Here is an 18,463-nt window from a genome sequence, read left to right on the forward strand (position 1 = left end):
CAACCGATAAATAAAAACCGGCATCCTGTGATGCCGGTTTTTTTATGCTTACTGCTTCGGCGCAGCCACGACTTTGCTGCCCACACCGCGGTTATTGTATTCCCACATGCGGTTAAAGTTGGTGTCGTTCAGGTTACGCTGGGTTTCGCCTTTATCATCCTTCGCCCCGGTATTGCCCGCGAATGGACGTTTAGAGATCACGGCGTCAGCCCACGGCTGTGCCATGTTAAAGCCCTCGTTAATCACGCTATCACGGATCACGACCTGACCGTTGGTGTTGCCGTCGACATCCAGTGCGCGACCCAACTGCGCCACGCCGTCACCGGCGGCGGTAAAGCGGCTGTTGGTGGCGAGGAAACCGTAATAAATGTTCGCAAGCGTTGCAGGCGCGAAGACGTACGCTTCCTGTTGAGTACGCGAGTTCACTACGCGGAAGTCGGTGTTATCGAACACCACCGCGCCGCGACCGGAAACGATATCCACATCACCTTCGATATAGCTGTTGGTCACCAGGGTACGCGGCTGGCGATTATTTTCCAGACGGTTCTGCACGCCGCTGTTGGTCACAAAGAAGGTGTTCTGGCGGCCCAGAATGTTCACATTATTGATTTGAACTTTGTCACCGTCGGTGCGCAGCGCAACGGCCGGGTGGTTACCCGCATCCACGCTATCGCCAAGATTGTTTTCAACGGTCAGATTCTGCAACTGCAGGCCATTATTCTGTGACCACAATACCGCTGAACACATCACGCCGATAGTCGCGCCGCGTTTGCTCTGGCAGTTGTCAAACATGTACCAGGCCGGTTTACCAGGCATATATTTCCCGCCCGGATTCACCGTATGACGCCAGTCAGCGGTGCTCATTTCACCGTCAATTGCTGCGCCAATCTTCACGTCCAGCGGTTTCTCACCCGTTCCGTACAGCGTCAGGCTGCCTGGCGCCGCAGGGATATAAACAGTCCCCTGATACTCACCTGGCATAATCGCAATGTACTGACGTTTGTTGGTGCGCGTAGTGATCGCCGCATCCACCGCCGCCTGAATGGTGGTGTGGGTAACGCCTTGCGTACCGGCCGGGCCGACCACAAAGTCAGGCTGCGCAGGCAGAGAAATTGAAGATGGCGTCCACGGCGCGGTGTTCGGCGTCAGAGAAGAAAAATAGTTTTTAGCGACAAAATTCTGCGCTTCATTCGCCGATAAAATCGGGCGCGAGGAGGTTCCTGGCGCGGTTTGATCGGAAGGAATTTGATCCGGCGGGGTAGAGCTACAGGCGGTCAGCGTCACGCCAAAAGCCAGTGCCAGCGCCAGACGGGAAACTGATGATGTGTTCACGAGTTGCTCCGGGCTATAAAAGTATCCATTGAAGCCTGCTTTTTTATACTAAGTTGAGCAAAACAGAAAGGTGAAAAGCTAAAAAGTTGTTTTTAAACCCCTCCTCGCGGATTCGGGTACTGTCAAAGTCACAATTAAATAACATATTTGCCTGGGATGATTGACTTCCCGCGTGCGATCTCAAATAAATGTCTATACAACCTAAGACAAGCTGGAGAAAGCATGGAACCCCTGTTACCTGATGATACGCTCTGGCGAAACCTGCGCCTGGCGACGCTCGATCCGGCGCAGACGGCACCGTATGGCATGCTGGACCATCATGCGCTGATTATCCGTAAGGGAAGGGTGCTGGCGATTGTGCCAGAGGCTTCACTCCCGACTGCGCATGCCAATACGCATGACCTGCAAGGACGTCTGGTGACGCCTGGGTTGATTGATTGTCACACTCATCTGGTGTTTGGCGGCAATCGCGCCAGCGAGTGGGAGCAACGGTTGAACGGCGTTTCTTATCAGCAGATTAGTGCGCAGGGCGGCGGGATTAACGCCACCGTGACGGCGACGCGTGCCGCGACGGAGGAGGCGCTTTTAGCCTCTGCACAGGTGCGGATCGCGCGCCTGATGCGCGAGGGCGTGACGCTGCTGGAAGTGAAATCCGGCTATGGCCTGAATGCGACAGCCGAAGAAAAGATGCTGCGCGTCGTGGCCCGCCTGGCCGAAGAGAATCTTATCGAAATCAGCCCCACGCTGCTGGCGGCCCATGCCGTGCCGGTTGAGTATCGGGACAATCCTGACGGCTATATCACCCACGTCTGCGAAACGATACTGCCGCAGCTATGGGAAAAGGGGCTGTTTGAAGCGGTCGATCTGTTCTGTGAGAGCGTGGGCTTTACCCTGGCGCAAAGCGAGCGGGTATTGCGCGCGGCGCAGGCGGCGGGCATTCCGGTCAAAGGGCATGTCGAACAGTTGTCTCTGCTGGGTGGAGCGCAACTGGTCAGTCGCTATCATGGGCTTTCTGCGGATCACATTGAATATCTTGATGAAGCGGGCGTGGCCGCGATGCGTCACAGCGGCACCGTTGGCGTACTGCTGCCGGGGGCGTTCTATTTCCTTAAAGAGACGCAGCATCCGCCCGTTGAGTTACTGCGCCGTTACCAGGTACCGATGGCGGTGGCGACCGATTTCAACCCCGGCACCAGTCCCTTTATCAGCTTGCATCTGGCAATGAACATGGCCTGCGTTCAGTTCGGACTGACACCGGAAGAGGCATGGGCGGGCGTCACCCGTCATGCCGCTCAGGCGCTGGGCCGCCAGGCGACGCACGGACAGCTAAAGGCGGGTTACGTTGCCGATTTTAACGTCTGGGATGCGCAAAACCCGGTGGAGATCCTCTATGAGCCTGGGCGCAACCCGCTGTATCTACGCATATTTCGAGGACAAATCACATGACACAATGGGAAGCGGCTGCCCCTGACCTGTGGCGGGGGCGAGATGACAGCGGCGAAGCCGCAAACGCGCTGCGCCTGTTTCAGACGATCGATCGCAGCCTGACGTTTTCGCCAGAGCGATACCGCGACAGGATAGCGCTGCTCGGCTTTGCCTGCGATGAGGGGGTCAAGCGTAATCATGGGCGTCCTGGTGCCGCCGGTGCGCCGGACGCGCTGCGTTCAGCGCTGGCTAACCTGGCGAGTCACGCGGGACACGAGCGACTGGTGGATATGGGGAATCTGCTGGCCCCGACAGCGGATCTGGAAGGGGCGCAGCAAGCACTACGTGATGCGGTCTGTCAATGTCAGCAGGCGGGGATGCGCACCTTCGTTCTTGGCGGCGGGCACGAAACGGCATTCGGTCATGGGGCGGGCGTTTTCGATGCATTCCCTGGCGAGCGGGTAGGGATCATTAATCTCGACGCGCATCTGGATCTGCGTAACGCCGGGCGGGCAACCTCAGGCACGCCGTTTCGTCAACTGGCGCAGCTTTGCGACCAGCAGCAGCGTGAGTTCCGCTATGCGTGCATCGGCGTTAGCCGGGCGGTAAACACCCAGGCGCTATGGGATGAGGCGCACAAGCGCAACGTGCTGGTGGTGGAAGATTTGCAGAGTAATGACGCCCACGCTCAACTGGCGGCGTTTATCAGCGAGGTGGATAAACTCTATCTGACTGTCGATCTCGACGTCCTGCCCGTTGGAGAGATGCCAGCCGTATCGGCGCCTGCGGCGCTGGGCGTACCGTTGGCGACCCTGCTGAAATTGATTGAACCTGTTTGCCGCAGCGGTAAGCTCCAGGCGGTGGATGTGGTTGAATTTAATCCGCGCTTTGATAATGATGGCAGGTCGGCACGCGTGGCGGCGCGGCTTGGCTGGCAAATCGCCCACTGGTGGCAGTAATCGATTGATAAGGTAAACATTCCCATGACACTTTCTCGCCCTCGTTCTGCTCCCGCGCCGTTTTATGAGACGGTTAAACGCGAGATTAGCGAAAAGATCGCCAGTGGCGTCTGGCAGCCGCACGATCGTATTCCGTCGGAAGCGGAGCTGGTGGCGCAGTACGGCTTCAGCCGGATGACCATCAACCGGGCGCTGCGTGAACTGACTGACGAAGGGATGCTGGTGCGCCTGCAGGGAGTGGGAACCTTTGTCGCGGAGCCGAAAGGCCAGTCCGCGCTGTTTGAAATTCGCAGTATTGCCGACGAAATTGCCGCACGGGCGCATCGGCATCACTGCGAGGTGCTGATTCTGGAAAAGAAACCGGCCAATGCGCGGCAGGCTGCGGTGCTGAAGGTGACGGAAGGTACGGCGATTTTTCATTCTGTGATGGTACATTTTGAAAACGACCAGCCGGTACAGATTGAAGATCGCTGTGTGAATGCCGACATTGTGCCGGAATATCTGGCGCAGGATTACAGCCAGACCACGCCGCATGCATATTTGTCGCTGATTGCCCCGCTGACGGAAGGGGAACACATTGTTGAAGCGGTGCGCGCCACGACGCAAGAGTGCGCGTTACTCGACATCGGCGAGACCGATCCTTGCCTGCTCATTCGTCGTACCACCTGGTCCGCCTCGCAGATCGTTTCTCACGCGCGGTTGCTCTTTCCGGGCTCTCGTTACCGCTTGCAGGGCCACTTCTCCTCCTGACGCACGCGGACTGAAAGCGTGATTGCTGACGCAATATAACAAAAATGTATCTTATTTGTTAAATTGCATCTTGTTATGTCTTGTATAGACAAGTATATATTTACCTCACACCCGATCATTCCCTTTGCCGGATAAACCTTTTCCGGCATGTCCGTGAGGAGTCGTTGTTATGTCTCATAGCAAGTTTCGTCAGCAAGATATCCGCGCCCCGCGAGGGACAACGCTGACGGCCAAATCCTGGCTGACCGAAGCGCCATTGCGCATGTTAATGAACAACCTGGACCCCGATGTCGCCGAGAACCCACATGAGCTGGTGGTGTATGGCGGTATAGGCCGCGCGGCCCGTAACTGGGAATGCTATGACGCGATTGTAAACGCCCTGACCCAACTGGAAGAGGACGAAACGCTGCTGGTCCAGTCTGGTAAACCGGTTGGTGTGTTCAGAACTCACCAGAACGCTCCGCGCGTGCTGATTGCCAACTCCAACCTCGTGCCTCACTGGGCGACCTGGGAGCATTTCAATGAACTTGATGCGAAAGGGTTGGCGATGTACGGACAGATGACGGCCGGAAGCTGGATCTATATCGGCAGTCAGGGAATTGTGCAGGGCACTTATGAAACGTTTGTTGAAGCGGGACGGCAGCACTACGACGGCGACCTGCGCGGGCGGTGGGTGTTAACCGCCGGGCTCGGCGGCATGGGCGGCGCGCAGCCACTGGCGGCGACGCTGGCAGGTGCCTGTTCCCTGAACATTGAATGTCAGCAGAGTCGTATCGATTTTCGTCTGCGCACTCGTTATGTCGATGAACAGGCGACATCTCTTGATGATGCGCTGGCGCGTATCGAAAAATACACCCGCGAAGGTCAAGCCGTATCGATTGCTCTGTGCGCCAATGCGGCGGATGTGGTGCCCGAACTGGTGAAGCGCGGTGTGCGTCCGGACATGGTTACCGACCAGACCAGCGCTCATGACCCGCTGCACGGTTATCTGCCTTCCGGCTGGGACTGGGAAACCTATCAGCAAAAAGCGCTCTCCGATCCACAGGGTACGGTAGAGGCAGCGAAGCGCTCGATGGCAAAACACGTGGAGGCGATGCTGGCGTTCAACGACATGGGCGTACCGACGTTCGATTACGGCAACAACATTCGTCAGATGGCTAAAGAGATGGGCGTGGAAAACGCTTTCGCCTTTCCTGGCTTCGTACCGGCCTATATTCGCCCGCTGTTCTGCCGCGGCATTGGACCGTTTCGCTGGGTGGCGCTTTCCGGCGATCCGCAGGATATTTATAAAACCGACGCCAAAGTGAAAGCGATCGTGGCGGATGACGAACATCTCCACCGCTGGCTGGACATGGCGCGGGAGCGCATTAATTTTCAGGGGCTACCAGCGCGTATCTGCTGGGTGGGGCTCGAATGGCGGCAAAAACTGGGTCTGGCATTCAACGAAATGGTGCGCAAGGGGGAAGTGTCTGCGCCAATTGTGGTCGGTCGCGACCACCTGGATTCTGGCTCTGTCGCCAGCCCCAACCGCGAGACCGAAGCGATGCGCGATGGTTCTGACGCCGTCTCCGACTGGCCGCTGCTCAATGCGCTACTCAACACGGCCAGCGGGGCGACCTGGGTATCGCTGCATCACGGCGGCGGTGTGGGAATGGGCTTCTCACAGCATGCCGGGATGGTCATTGTCTGTGACGGTAGCGATGAAGCCGCCGAGCGCATTGCCCGGGTTTTGCATAACGATCCGGCGACCGGCGTAATGCGTCATGCGGATGCGGGCTACGATATTGCCGTGGCGTGCGCTGTGGAACAAGGGCTGAATCTGCCGATGGTTGCGGCAACGCAGGGGAAACGCTGATATGAATACCATGACCTTAACGCCGGGCCATCTGAGTTTTTCACAACTACGCGAAGTCTGGCAGCAGCCGGTTAAACTGCGCCTCGATGCCAGCGCTATTGACGGCATTAACGCCAGCGTGGCCTGCGTCAACACCATTGTCGCTGAGGGCCGCACGGCCTACGGCATTAACACCGGCTTTGGTCTGCTGGCGCAGACGCGCATCGCCAATGAGGATCTGCAAAACCTGCAACGTTCGCTGGTGCTGTCCCATGCGGCAGGCGTGGGTGATGCCTTAGATGACGCACTGGTGCGCCTGATCATGGTGCTGAAGATAAACAGCCTTGCGCGCGGCTTCTCTGGTATTCGCCTTAGCGTGATAGAGGCGCTGATTGCGCTGGTGAACGCCGAAGTCTGGCCGCACATCCCGGCGAAAGGTTCGGTAGGCGCCTCCGGTGATCTAGCGCCGCTGGCCCATATGTCGCTCACGCTGCTGGGGGAAGGAAAGGCGCGTTGGCAGGGGGAATGGTTACCGGCGACGGAAGCGTTAAAAAAAGCCGGCCTGGAGCCGATTACGCTGGCGGCGAAAGAAGGGCTGGCGTTACTTAACGGCACACAGGCATCGACGGCGTTTGCGTTACGCGGACTGTTTGAAGCACAAGAGCTGTTCGCGTCGGCTGTCATGTGCGGATCGTTAACCACCGAAGCGGTGTTAGGGTCTCGCCGTCCGTTTGATGCGCGTATTCACGCCGCGCGGGGGCAGCGTGGACAGATCGACGCGGCGGCGCTGTATCGCCATGTATTGACAGAGACCAGCGCGCTGTCTCAGTCGCACCACAATTGCGAAAAGGTGCAGGACCCGTATTCTCTGCGCTGTCAGCCGCAGGTGATGGGCGCATGTCTGACACAGATGCGTCAGGTGATGGATGTACTGCTGGCGGAAGCCAATGCGGTCTCCGATAATCCGCTGGTTTTTGCTGAGCAGGGAGACGTTATCTCAGGCGGTAATTTCCATGCTGAACCGGTGGCGATGGCGGCAGATAATCTGGCGCTGGCGATTGCTGAAATTGGCGCGTTGTCCGAACGCCGTATTGCGCTGATGATGGATAAACATATGTCGCAGTTGCCGCCTTTCCTCGTCAAAAACGGGGGCGTGAACTCCGGCTTTATGATTGCCCAGGTGACGGCGGCGGCGCTTGCCAGCGAGAACAAAGCGCTGGCGCATCCGCACAGCGTGGACAGCCTGCCAACGTCGGCGAATCAGGAAGATCATGTCTCGATGGCACCGGCGGCAGGGCGCAGGTTGTGGGAAATGGCGGCGAATACTCGCGGCGTGCTGGCCGTCGAATGGCTGGCCGCGTGTCAGGGGATCGATTTGCGTGAAGGATTAACGTCAAGCCCGCTGCTGGAGCAGGCGCGAACGGTATTACGTGAGCAGGTTGCGCATTACACCCAGGACCGCTTCTTCGCCCCGGATATTGAGCGTGCGACAGAATTGCTTGCACAGGGGGCGTTGCTGCAGCTCGTGCCGGAATTTCTTTGAACCGCGCCGGATGGCGCTAACGCTTATCCGGCCTGTGAATCCCTCCCGTAGGCCGGATAAGACGCGCGAGCGTCGTCATCCGGCACAACAGCGATCAACTGAACATCGCGGTAATTGAGGCGCTGGCAAGCGAGTGGAAATGGACGTTAAATCCGACCATCGCCCCGCTGGCACCTTCATCGACGTCAATCCTGTCCACATCCAGCGCGTGAACGGTAAAGATATAGCGGTGGGTTTCGCCTTTTGGCGGCGCCGCGCCGCCATAGCCCGCTTTACCGAAATCGGTTCGTGTCTGGATAACGCCGTCTGGCACGGCGACCAGCCCGGAGCCATAGCCCTGGGTAAGAACACGGGTATCGGCCGGTAAATTAGCCACCACCCAGTGCCACCAGCCAGAGCCGGTCGGTGCATCGGGGTCGAAACAGGTCACCACGAAACTCTTCGTTCCGGCAGGCACTTCATCCCAGGCCAGATGCGGGGAAATATTATCCCCTTCATAACCCATACCGTTGAAGACATGGCGCAGGGGGAGTTTTTCCCCGTCGCGAAAATCGTTGCTGATTACTTTCATGCACTCTCCTTAATTCTCGCCAAAAAGTGTAGCCAGAAACCGCACAGCTTACCGCCAGTTACCCGTTAAAAAATGTTTCGTCGCGCACAGCGTCGTTCACGGCCTGCGTCAGGCGGCGTAGTTGCTCTGGCTGGATGGGATACGGCGGCATCAGGTAGATGAGTTTGCCAAACGGGCGGATCCACACACCCTGTCGCACAAAGAATTTCTGCAGGGCCGCCATATTAACCGGATGCGTCGTCTCCACCACGCCAATCGCCCCCAGCACGCGGACATCAGCCACCCATGGCGATGTCTGCGCCGGGGTGAGTTCCTGGCGTAACTGGGCTTCAATGGACGAGACCTGCGCCTGCCAGTCGCCGGATTCGAGTAGTGACAGGCTGGCGGTCGCCACCGCGCAAGCCAGCGGATTGCCCATAAACGTCGGACCATGCATAAAACAGCCCGCCTCGCCGTTGCTGATGGTTTCCGCCACCTGGCGGGTGGTCAGGGTGGCGGAAAGGGTCATCGTTCCGCCGGTCAGCGCTTTTCCCAGACACAGAATGTCGGGCGCGATCCCGGCGTGTTCGCAGGCAAATAGTTTGCCCGTACGGCCAAATCCGGTGGCGATTTCATCCGCAATCAGCAGAATGCCTTCACGGTCACACATTTTGCGGATACGGCGCAGCCACTCCGGATGGTACATCCGCATTCCGCCCGCGCCCTGAACAATCGGCTCGAGAATCACTGCCGCAATGTCATGACGATGTGCGGCCATCAGGCGCGCGAAGGCCACCATATCGCGCTCATCCCACTCGCCGTCCATTCGACTTTGCGGCGCAGGGGCAAACAGGTTTTCCGGCAGATAGCCCTTCCACAGGCTGTGCATGGAGTTATCTGGATCGCAGACCGACATCGCGCCGAAGGTATCGCCGTGATAGCCGTTACGGAACGTCAGGAAGCGCTGACGGGATTCCCCTTTGGCCTGCCAGTATTGCAGCGCCATTTTCATCGCCACTTCCACCGCGACGGAACCGGAATCGGCGAGGAACACGCATTCCAGCGACGCGGGCGTCATGGCGACCAGTTTACGGCACAGGTTGACGGCGGGGGCATGCGTGATCCCGCCAAACATCACATGCGACATGGCGTCTATCTGCGTTTTCATCGCCGCATTGAGCTGCGGATGGTTGTAGCCGTGAATCGCGGCCCACCACGACGACATGCCATCAATCAGGCGTTCACCGCTGGATAAAATCAGTTCGCAGCCCTCGGCCCGTTCAACAGGATAGACCGGTAGCGGGGAGGTCATAGAGGTGTAGGGGTGCCAGATGTGGCGCTGATCAAACGTGAGATCGTCCGTTGTCATAATCGACTTGTAAACCAAATTAAAAAGATTTAGGTTTACAAGTCTACACCCTTATCACTACAAAACGTATAAAATTATGACCACTCATTCTCGCTGGACGCTGTCGCAAGTCACCGAATTATTTGAAAAACCGCTGCTGGATCTGCTGTTCGAGGCGCAGCAAATCCACCGTCAGCATTTCGATCCTCGTCAGGTGCAGGTCAGCACACTGTTGTCGATCAAAACCGGCGCCTGCCCGGAAGACTGCAAATATTGTCCGCAAAGTTCGCGCTATAAAACCGGCCTTGAAGCTGAGCGGCTAATGGAAGTTGAGCAGGTGCTGGAGTCGGCGCGCCAGGCGAAGAACGCCGGTTCCACTCGTTTCTGCATGGGTGCGGCGTGGAAGAACCCGCACGAGCGCGACATGCCATATTTGCAGCAGATGGTTCAGGGGGTGAAAGCGCTGGGACTGGAAGCCTGCATGACGCTTGGCACACTTGATGAATCACAGGCGCAACGGCTGGCGGAGGCGGGGCTGGACTATTACAACCACAACCTCGACACCTCGCCGGAATTTTACGGCAACATCATCACCACCCGTTCCTACCAGGAGCGACTCGACACGCTGGACAAAGTACGCGAGGCCGGGATCAAGGTCTGTTCCGGCGGCATCGTCGGCCTGGGCGAAACGGTGACCGATCGCGCCGGGCTGCTCCTGCAACTGGCAAACCTGCCGACCCCGCCGGAAAGTGTGCCGATCAACATGCTGGTGAAGGTGAAAGGTACGCCGCTGGCAGATAACGATGACGTCGACGCATTTGATTTTATTCGCACCATTGCCGTGGCGCGCATCATGATGCCGACCTCGTATGTGCGCCTGTCTGCCGGTCGCGAGCAGATGAATGAACAAACGCAGGCCATGTGCTTTATGGCTGGCGCCAACTCTATTTTCTACGGCTGCAAACTGCTCACCACGCCAAACCCGGCAGAGGACAAAGATCTTCAGCTTTTCCATAAGCTGGGGCTGAATCCGCAGCAAACGGTGGTGCTCGCCGGGGATAACGAGCAGCGTGCGCGTCTGGAGCAGGCGCTGCTGACACCGGATACTGACGATTACTACAACGCGGCTGCCGTATGACCTGGCAACACAAAATCGACGATGCGCTGGCGGCGCGTCGTTCGGCGGATACGTTGCGCCGACGTTATGCGGTAGCGCAGGGAGCCGGTCGCTGGCTGGAGACGAATGACCAGCGCTATCTCAATTTTTCCAGCAATGATTATCTGGGGTTGAGTCATCATCCGCATATCCTTCGTGCCTGGCAGCAGGGGGCGGAGCGGTTTGGCGTCGGCAGCGGCGGCTCGGGCCACGTCAGCGGTTATTCCATTGCCCATCAGCAACTGGAAGAGGAACTGGCCGACTGGCTGGGCTATCCGCGCGCGTTACTGTTTATTTCCGGTTTCGCCGCAAATCAGGCGGTGATTACCGCGCTGATGGAAAAAGATGACCGGATTGTCGCTGACCGTCTCAGCCATGCTTCGCTGCTGGAAGCGGCCAGTCTTTGCCCGGCGCAGCTTCGCCGTTTTACCCATAACGACGCCTCGCATCTCACGTGCCTGCTTGACGCCCCCTGTTCCGGGCGACAACTGGTGGTGACCGAAGGCGTGTTCAGCATGGATGGCGACAATGCGCCGCTTGTGGACATTCAGCAGGCCGTACAGGCGCGTAATGCCTGGTTGCTGGTGGATGATGCCCACGGCATTGGCGTCAGTGGAGAAGCGGGTCGCGGGAGCTGCTGGCAGCAGCGGGTAAAACCGGAGTTATTGGTCGTAACATTCGGCAAAGGCTTTGGCGTCAGCGGTGCGGCGATTCTGTGCTCTGAAAACGTTGCCGATTATTTGCTGCAGTTCGCCCGTCATCTGATTTACAGCACCAGCATGCCGCCCGCGCAGGCGATGGCGTTACAGGCGTCGCTTTCGGTGATTCGCAGTCAGGAAGGTGACGCACGCAGGGAGAAACTGACTGCGCTGATCCAGCGCTTCCGCTCGGCTATCAACCATCCCGATTTCATGCTGGCGCAGTCGCACAGCGCCATCCAGCCGCTGATTGTCGGCGAAAATGCGCGCGCATTGCAGCTGGCGGACACCTTGCGCCGTCAGGGATGTTGGGTCACGGCGATCCGTCCGCCGACCGTGCCCGCCGGGACAGCCCGTCTGCGACTGACCTTAACTCAGGCGCATGAGCCTGAGGATATCGACCGATTGCTGGAGGTGCTGCATGGGGCAGGTGAATAAACAGGCAATCGCGGCGGCGTTTGGTCGTGCGGCAGCGCACTATGAGCAGCACGCCACATTGCAGCGCCTGAGCGCCGACGCGTTGCTGGCGCAACTGCCGGAACGCCCATTTTTACAGGTACTGGATGCCGGCTGCGGGCCGGGGCGTTTGAGTCGCTACTGGCGCGAGCTGGGGAGTCAGGTCACCGCGCTGGATCTCTCTGCCCGCATGCTGGACGAGGCGCGTCGCCAGGACGTGGCGCATCACTATCTCACCGGCGACATTGAGTCACTGCCGTTAGCCAGCGCAACGTTTGACCTGGCCTGGAGCAATCTGGCCGTGCAATGGTGTAACAGTCTGCATCAGGCGCTGAGCGAACTGTATCGGGTCGTGCGCCCCGGTGGCTGCGTGGCTTTCACCACGCTGGCCCAGGATTCGCTACCGGAGCTTCATCAGGCCTGGCGCGCGGTGGATGAGCGGGCGCACGGCAACCGGTTTTTATCCCGCGAGGCGCTGTGTGAAGCGATGCACGGCTGGCAAGGGCATCATCAATCAATCTCCCTGACGCTGGAGTTTGATGACGCCCTGAGCGCTATGCGCTCACTGAAAGGCATCGGCGCGACCCATTTGCACGAGGGGCGCGAGCCGCGCGTCTTAACCCGCTCGCAGTTGCAGCAGCTTCAACTGGCCTGGCCGCAGCGGCAGGGGAAATATCTGCTGACCTACCATCTTTTTGCAGGAGTGATTGCACGTGACTAAACGTTATTTTGTCACCGGTACCGATACGGAAGTTGGTAAAACCGTCGCCAGCTGTGCGCTGCTCCAGGCGGCGCGCAGTCTGGGTTATCGGACGGCCGGGTATAAACCTGTCGCATCAGGTAGTGACATGACGCCAGAGGGACTGCGCAACAGCGACGCCCTGGCGCTTCAGCGCAACAGCAGTCTGGCGCTGGACTACGCGGCGGTGAATCCTTACACCTTCGCGGAACCCACCTCGCCGCATATCATCAGCGCTGATGAGGGAAGGCCAATTCGTGCTGATGTGATGTCAGACGGCCTGCGCGCGCTGGACGCGCAGGCGGAGTGGCTGCTGGTGGAAGGTGCTGGCGGCTGGTTTACCCCGCTTGCGGAGGATTTTACCTTCGCTGATTGGGTGCAGATCGAGCGCCTGCCGGTGGTCCTGGTCGTCGGCGTGAAGCTGGGGTGTATAAACCATGCGATGCTGACCGCGCAGGCGGTACAGCAGGCAGGACTTCCGCTTGTCGGGTGGGTGGCAAATGACGTCACGCCGCCGGGAAAACGCCATCATGAGTATCTGGCGACGCTTAAGCGGGTCATCCCTGCGCCATTGTTAGGCGAAATCCCGTGGCTGGCGGCGGGAGCCGAAAATGCGGCCACAGGACAATATCTGGATCTCGCTTTACTCGCGGGTGAGTAAAAGGCGAAATTGCGAGCAAGATCTCGCCTGCCAGGGACACTTCTTTAGCTGATAAAAATCAAAATTTAGCGATAATTTTTTTTTATGTGCTGCCTGGTGGGTTGGACCGGGAATTTGCCAGGCGGCAGACCATATGGCCTGCAGGCAGTTATCCACCATTCCTGTGGATAACCTTGTGTATTAGAGTTAGAAAACACAAGGCAAGCGAGAGATTACGCGGCTTCCAGCCGAATTGGTGCGAAAGGCGTCTTTATAAAATATCCTTTAATTTACAGTGCGTTAGATAAAATCAATGGCTGTCATATTGTGGTCATTGAATGCAATAAAACTTTCATCACACATCTTGACAATGTTAACGAAGTCAATGGTCTGGGGATAAACCCGCTTCATAGTGTAATATCTTGCCAGCGGTGAAATTATAGCCATCTCCGATCCGCTTTTATCATGCGTAACACAAATTTTATGAGGCGTTACTGTTTTTTCATCCAGTATATTTTACTGGCAATATTATCTTCTGCGAGTAAAATTACACACCTGCCCGCTCATTCCTTCAGGTAGCTGCTCATGAGTAAACCGTTCAAACTGAATTCCGCATTTAAACCTTCCGGCGATCAGCCTGAGGCGATACGCCGTCTGGAAGAGGGACTGGAGGACGGCCTGGCGCATCAGACGCTACTTGGCGTAACGGGGTCGGGGAAAACGTTCACCATTGCGAATGTGATCGCGGATTTGCAGCGACCGACGATGGTGCTGGCGCCCAACAAAACGCTGGCGGCGCAGCTGTATGGTGAAATGAAAGAGTTTTTCCCGGATAACGCCGTCGAGTATTTCGTCTCCTACTACGACTACTATCAGCCGGAAGCGTATGTTCCCAGCTCAGACACCTTCATCGAAAAAGATGCCTCGGTGAATGAACACATCGAGCAGATGCGTCTGTCGGCCACCAAAGCGTTGCTGGAGCGTCGTGACGTGATCGTCGTGGCCTCCGTTTCTGCCATCTATGGTCTGGGCGATCCCGATTTATATCTGAAGATGATGCTGCACCTGACGGTGGGCATGATTATCGATCAGCGCGCCATTCTGCGGCGACTGGCTGAACTGCAATATACCCGTAACGATCAGGCGTTCCAGCGCGGGACTTTCCGCGTGCGCGGTGAGGTGATTGACATCTTCCCGGCGGAGTCTGACGACATCGCGCTGCGTGTGGAGCTGTTTGATGAAGAGGTGGAGCGTTTGTCGCTGTTTGACCCGCTGACCGGGCAGGTGGAATCCACTATTTCGCGCTACACCATCTACCCCAAAACGCACTACGTGACCCCCCGTGAGCGCATTGTGCAGGCGATGGAAGAGATCAAAGTCGAACTGGCTGAACGTCGCAAAATCCTGCTCGCCAACGACAAACTGCTGGAAGAGCAACGCCTGAGTCAGCGTACCCAGTTTGATCTGGAAATGATGAACGAGCTGGGTTACTGCTCGGGGATCGAAAACTACTCGCGCTTTCTGTCAGGACGCGGGCCGGGTGAGCCGCCGCCGACCCTGTTTGACTATCTGCCCGCTGACGGTTTGCTGGTGGTGGATGAATCCCACGTCACCATCCCGCAGATTGGCGGGATGTATCGTGGCGATCGGGCGCGTAAAGAGACGCTGGTGGAGTACGGTTTCCGTTTGCCATCGGCGCTGGATAACCGTCCGTTAAAGTTCGAAGAGTTTGAAGCGCTGGCTCCGCAGACCATATATGTGTCTGCGACGCCGGGCAATTACGAGCTGGAGAAATCGGGCGGAGAAGTGGTTGATCAAGTGGTGCGTCCGACAGGGTTGCTGGATCCGGTCATTGAAGTGCGACCGGTGGCAACGCAGGTGGACGATCTGCTCTCTGAAATCCGCAAGCGCGCAGAGATCAACGAGCGCGTGCTGGTTACCACGCTCACCAAGCGTATGGCGGAAGATCTCACCGAGTATCTGGAAGAACACGGTGAGCGGGTGCGTTACCTGCACTCGGACATCGATACCGTTGAGCGTATGGAGATCATTCGTGACCTGCGTCTGGGCGAGTTTGATGTGCTGGTGGGGATCAACCTGTTGCGCGAAGGTCTCGACATGCCTGAGGTGTCGCTGGTGGCGATTCTCGACGCCGACAAGGAAGGGTTCCTGCGTTCCGAACGTTCGCTGATACAGACCATCGGTCGTGCGGCGCGTAACATCAACGGGAAGGCGATTCTTTACGGTGACAAAATTACGGCCTCAATGGCGAAGGCGATTGGCGAAACCGAGCGTCGTCGCGAGAAACAGCAGCAGTACAATGAAGAACACGGCATTACTCCGCAGGGCCTGAATAAAAAAGTGGTCGATATTCTGGCGCTGGGGCAGAACATTGCGAAAACCAAAGCGAAGGGCCGAGGCAAATCGCGTTCCGCAGTGCAATCGGATGTGGTGGAACTGGACATGACGCCAAAAGCGCTGCAACAGAAGATTCACGAGCTCGAAGGGCAGATGATGCAGCATGCGCAGAACCTGGAATTCGAAGAGGCCGCGCAGATCCGCGATCAACTGCATCAGCTGCGTGAACTGTTTATCGCTGCGTCGTGAGAGATTGCCGGATGGCGGTGTAACCACCTTATCCGGCCTGTTCGCTGGTAGTTTGCAGAGTAGATAAGTTGGCCTGATGAGCGTAGCGCCATCTGGCAATAAACCCTTTACCGCAGCGCCTGTACGGCTTTCTCCAGCGCGCTGTGCAATAACTGGCGGTCATGGCGATAGGGAATATCGCTGGCCTCCAGCACTTCCTGAATCACCACCCGGTCGCTGACCGCAGAGACATCCACCTTCGGCCCCACGATAACCGCATCAACGACTCTCTTGCCGACATACTGCTCCATAATGGTTAGCTTATCGATAAGCGTCAGGCTTGCGGCGGGGATGCTCAATTCCCGGCCCAGATTGCCGATGTAGACCATCGGCGCCTGCGTACGGCGCAGCGCCTGTGCGAGATCCTCCAGCAGCAGGATTGGCATCAGGCTGGTGTAAAAACTGCCCGGACCGATAATAATCAGGTCGGCATCGTTAATCGCCTGTACCGCTTCCCGGGTGGTGGGGACCTTCGGTGACAGCATCAGTTCCTGCAAGGGCGAGGTGAGCTGATCAATATTCACTTCGCCGTACACTTCATGCCCCTGATCGTCGATCGCCATCAGGTCAACTGGCAGCTCTGACATGGGGATTAAATGCGCGTCCACTTTCAGCAGATTACGAATTAAGTTGATGGCTTCCAGAGGCCGCACGCTCAGGTGGTCGAGCGCCTTTAACATCAGATTTCCGAGGTTATGGCCTGAAAGTTCACCATTACCGCCAAAACGGTATTCAAACATCGCGGAAGCGACGCTCGGTTCGGTAATCAACTGATTGAGACAGTTGCGCATATCGCCCCAGGCGATTCCCCCTTCCGAGCGGCGAATACGCCCCGTCGAACCGCCGTTATCGGTGGTGGTCACGATACCGGTGAGGCGTGAACCCAGGGAGGAGAGGGAAGAGAGAACGCGTCCTAATCCATGCCCTCCGCCGAGAGCGACGACACGATCCAGGTCAGCCAGCGTACGATTGCGCATAAAAGTTCCTGAAGTCAGATTTACCGCGCTACAGTAGCGCAAACAGGGGCTTTTCAGCAATTCGCTAACGGTAAGTTGAGAAAATAAATTCTGCCGCACTACTCCTTTAGGGGGGCGAATGCCTGACAGCGAAATGATGTACATCAATGCAAAAGTGCTATTTTTGCTTATTCTGTAACGAAATGGCACGATCATGGCGCTATATATATGATTATACATCGTTAAGTGTAAATAGCATTATGTTCGTTTACACGCTAGTATCGCCATAACCACAGTTAACACTCTAGCCTCTGCACCTGGGTCAAATGATACGGTGCTTTGGCCGTGACAACGCAAACGCATTGCCACCAGGGCGCAGGAAGAAATGACTTCGCCTCCCGTATTTGGAAAGGTGTACATGGCCACACAACTGACCGATGCTTTCGCGCGCAAGTTTTACTATTTGCGTCTGTCGATTACCGATGTGTGTAACTTTCGTTGCACATACTGTCTGCCGGATGGCTACAAGCCCGGCGGCGTCACCAATAAAGGTTTTCTCTCCGTCGATGAAATTCGTCGGGTGACTCGCGCCTTTGCTAACCTGGGCACCGAAAAAGTGCGCCTGACCGGTGGCGAACCTTCTCTGCGTCGTGATTTTACCGACATCATTGCCGCCGTGCGTGAAAACGAGGCGATTCGTCAACTGGCGGTGACCACCAACGGCTACCGTCTGGCGCGTGATGCCGCCCACTGGCGCGATGCGGGTTTGACCGGCATTAACGTCAGCGTTGATAGCCTTGATGCGCGTCAGTTCCACGCGATTACCGGGCAGGATAAATTCCAGCAGGTGATGGCGGGCATCGACGCCGCGTTTGATGCCGGTTTTGCAAAAGTTAAAGTCAACACCGTGCTGATGCGCGATGTGAATCATCATCAGCTCGATACTTTTCTTGGCTGGATCCAGACGCGCCCCATTCAACTGCGTTTCATCGAACTGATGGAGACGGGTGAGGGCAGCGAACTGTTCCGTAAACACCACATCTCCGGTCAGGTGTTGCGTGACGAACTGTTGCGTCGCGGCTGGATCCACCAGCTACGCCAGCGCAGTGACGGCCCGGCGCAGGTGTTCTGTCACCCCGATTATGAGGGTGAAATCGGCCTCATCATGCCGTACGAAAAAGATTTCTGCGCCACCTGCAACCGTCTGCGCGTCTCCTCCGTGGGTAAACTTCATCTCTGCCTGTTCGGCGAGGGTGGCGTCAGCCTGCGTGATTTGCTGGAAGACGATGGGCAACAAGACGCGCTCGAAGCGCGTATCTCGCTTGCGTTGCGTGAGAAAAAGCAGACCCATTTCCTGCACCAGAACAACACCGGTATTACCCAGAACCTCTCATACATCGGCGGTTAACGCCGCTTGAACAAGGAGTATTC

At 57.3% G+C, this 18,463-nt stretch carries 15 protein-coding genes and 1 riboswitch; of the genes, 11 read left to right on the forward strand and 4 right to left on the reverse strand.

Going from position 1 to position 18,463, the window contains the following annotated elements; translation table 11 throughout:
• Nucleotides 1-48: 48 nt before the first annotated feature.
• Entirely contained in the window at nucleotides 49-1,332 is a 1,284-nt protein-coding gene (locus HVZ37_RS07430; protein ID WP_043001316.1) for a putative acyl-CoA thioester hydrolase, read from the reverse strand.
• A 222-nt stretch (nucleotides 1,333-1,554) separates the two neighbouring features.
• On the opposite strand from HVZ37_RS07430, the gene hutI reads away from it, so the two are divergent.
• From hutI to hutH, 5 genes are all read left to right on the forward strand, one after another.
• Complete coding sequence (gene hutI / locus HVZ37_RS07435) at nucleotides 1,555-2,778, forward strand: imidazolonepropionase (protein WP_130097989.1); 1,224 nt, start codon at nucleotides 1,555-1,557, stop codon at nucleotides 2,776-2,778.
• On the forward strand, nucleotides 2,775-3,716 hold the full coding sequence (hutG, locus tag HVZ37_RS07440; protein WP_130097990.1) for a formimidoylglutamase: 942 nt from the start codon (nucleotides 2,775-2,777) through the stop codon (nucleotides 3,714-3,716). The genes hutI and hutG overlap by 4 nt, the downstream gene beginning before the upstream one ends.
• A 24-nt stretch (nucleotides 3,717-3,740) precedes the next feature.
• Nucleotides 3,741-4,466 (forward strand): histidine utilization repressor, encoded by a 726-nt coding sequence (locus HVZ37_RS07445; protein ID WP_099433387.1) that lies wholly within the window; start codon nucleotides 3,741-3,743, stop codon nucleotides 4,464-4,466.
• A gap of 169 nt (nucleotides 4,467-4,635) precedes the next feature.
• The gene (gene hutU / locus HVZ37_RS07450; protein WP_181628269.1) at nucleotides 4,636-6,321 is read left to right on the forward strand and encodes a urocanate hydratase; all 1,686 of its coding nucleotides are present in this window, start codon (nucleotides 4,636-4,638) and stop codon (nucleotides 6,319-6,321) included.
• 1 nt (nucleotide 6,322) lies between these two features.
• Complete coding sequence (hutH, locus tag HVZ37_RS07455; RefSeq protein WP_044256466.1) at nucleotides 6,323-7,843, forward strand: histidine ammonia-lyase; 1,521 nt, start codon at nucleotides 6,323-6,325, stop codon at nucleotides 7,841-7,843.
• Between the two features lie 94 nt (nucleotides 7,844-7,937).
• On the opposite strand, the gene HVZ37_RS07460 is transcribed toward hutH, so the two are convergent.
• Both HVZ37_RS07460 and bioA read right to left on the reverse strand, forming a co-directional pair.
• A complete protein-coding gene (locus tag HVZ37_RS07460; protein ID WP_043001310.1) occupies nucleotides 7,938-8,414 on the reverse strand; it encodes a kinase inhibitor in 477 nt (158 codons plus the stop codon).
• Between the two features lie 58 nt (nucleotides 8,415-8,472).
• Nucleotides 8,473-9,762, reverse strand: coding sequence for an adenosylmethionine--8-amino-7-oxononanoate transaminase (bioA, locus tag HVZ37_RS07465; protein WP_044328582.1), 1,290 nt, complete (start codon nucleotides 9,760-9,762; stop codon nucleotides 8,473-8,475).
• A gap of 76 nt (nucleotides 9,763-9,838) precedes the next feature.
• On the opposite strand from bioA, the gene bioB reads away from it, so the two are divergent.
• The 5 genes from bioB (at nucleotide 9,839) to uvrB (ending at nucleotide 16,037) form a co-directional block, all read left to right on the forward strand.
• Entirely contained in the window at nucleotides 9,839-10,879 is a 1,041-nt protein-coding gene (gene bioB / locus HVZ37_RS07470; RefSeq protein ID WP_142764947.1) for a biotin synthase BioB, read from the forward strand.
• Nucleotides 10,876-12,033 carry an 8-amino-7-oxononanoate synthase gene (bioF, locus tag HVZ37_RS07475; protein ID WP_181628270.1) on the forward strand — a complete coding sequence of 386 codons (1,158 nt, stop codon included), beginning with the start codon at nucleotides 10,876-10,878 and terminating at the stop codon, nucleotides 12,031-12,033. The genes bioB and bioF overlap by 4 nt, the downstream gene beginning before the upstream one ends.
• Nucleotides 12,017-12,772 carry a malonyl-ACP O-methyltransferase BioC gene (gene bioC, locus HVZ37_RS07480; protein ID WP_043001307.1) on the forward strand — a complete coding sequence of 252 codons (756 nt, stop codon included), beginning with the start codon at nucleotides 12,017-12,019 and terminating at the stop codon, nucleotides 12,770-12,772. The genes bioF and bioC overlap by 17 nt, the downstream gene beginning before the upstream one ends.
• Nucleotides 12,765-13,451 (forward strand): dethiobiotin synthase, encoded by a 687-nt coding sequence (bioD, locus tag HVZ37_RS07485; RefSeq protein ID WP_046401466.1) that lies wholly within the window; start codon nucleotides 12,765-12,767, stop codon nucleotides 13,449-13,451. The genes bioC and bioD overlap by 8 nt, the downstream gene beginning before the upstream one ends.
• A gap of 564 nt (nucleotides 13,452-14,015) precedes the next feature.
• Nucleotides 14,016-16,037, forward strand: a complete 2,022-nt coding sequence (gene uvrB, locus HVZ37_RS07490) for an excinuclease ABC subunit UvrB (RefSeq protein ID WP_043001304.1) — start codon at nucleotides 14,016-14,018, stop codon at nucleotides 16,035-16,037.
• Between the two features lie 107 nt (nucleotides 16,038-16,144).
• Here the strand turns inward: uvrB and yvcK are convergent, their stop codons facing one another.
• Entirely contained in the window at nucleotides 16,145-17,053 is a 909-nt protein-coding gene (gene yvcK, locus HVZ37_RS07495; RefSeq protein WP_043001303.1) for a uridine diphosphate-N-acetylglucosamine-binding protein YvcK, read from the reverse strand.
• 267 nt (nucleotides 17,054-17,320) lie between these two features.
• Nucleotides 17,321-17,463: riboswitch (molybdenum cofactor riboswitch) on the forward strand.
• On the opposite strand from yvcK, the gene moaA reads away from it, so the two are divergent.
• On the forward strand, nucleotides 17,451-18,440 hold the full coding sequence (moaA, locus tag HVZ37_RS07500; RefSeq protein ID WP_043001302.1) for a GTP 3',8-cyclase MoaA: 990 nt from the start codon (nucleotides 17,451-17,453) through the stop codon (nucleotides 18,438-18,440). It overlaps the preceding riboswitch by 13 nt.
• Nucleotides 18,441-18,463: the final 23 nt, after the last annotated feature.

It is taken from the genome of Citrobacter sp. RHB35-C17 (assembly GCF_013816795.1).
GTDB lineage: Bacteria > Pseudomonadota > Gammaproteobacteria > Enterobacterales > Enterobacteriaceae > Citrobacter_A > Citrobacter_A amalonaticus.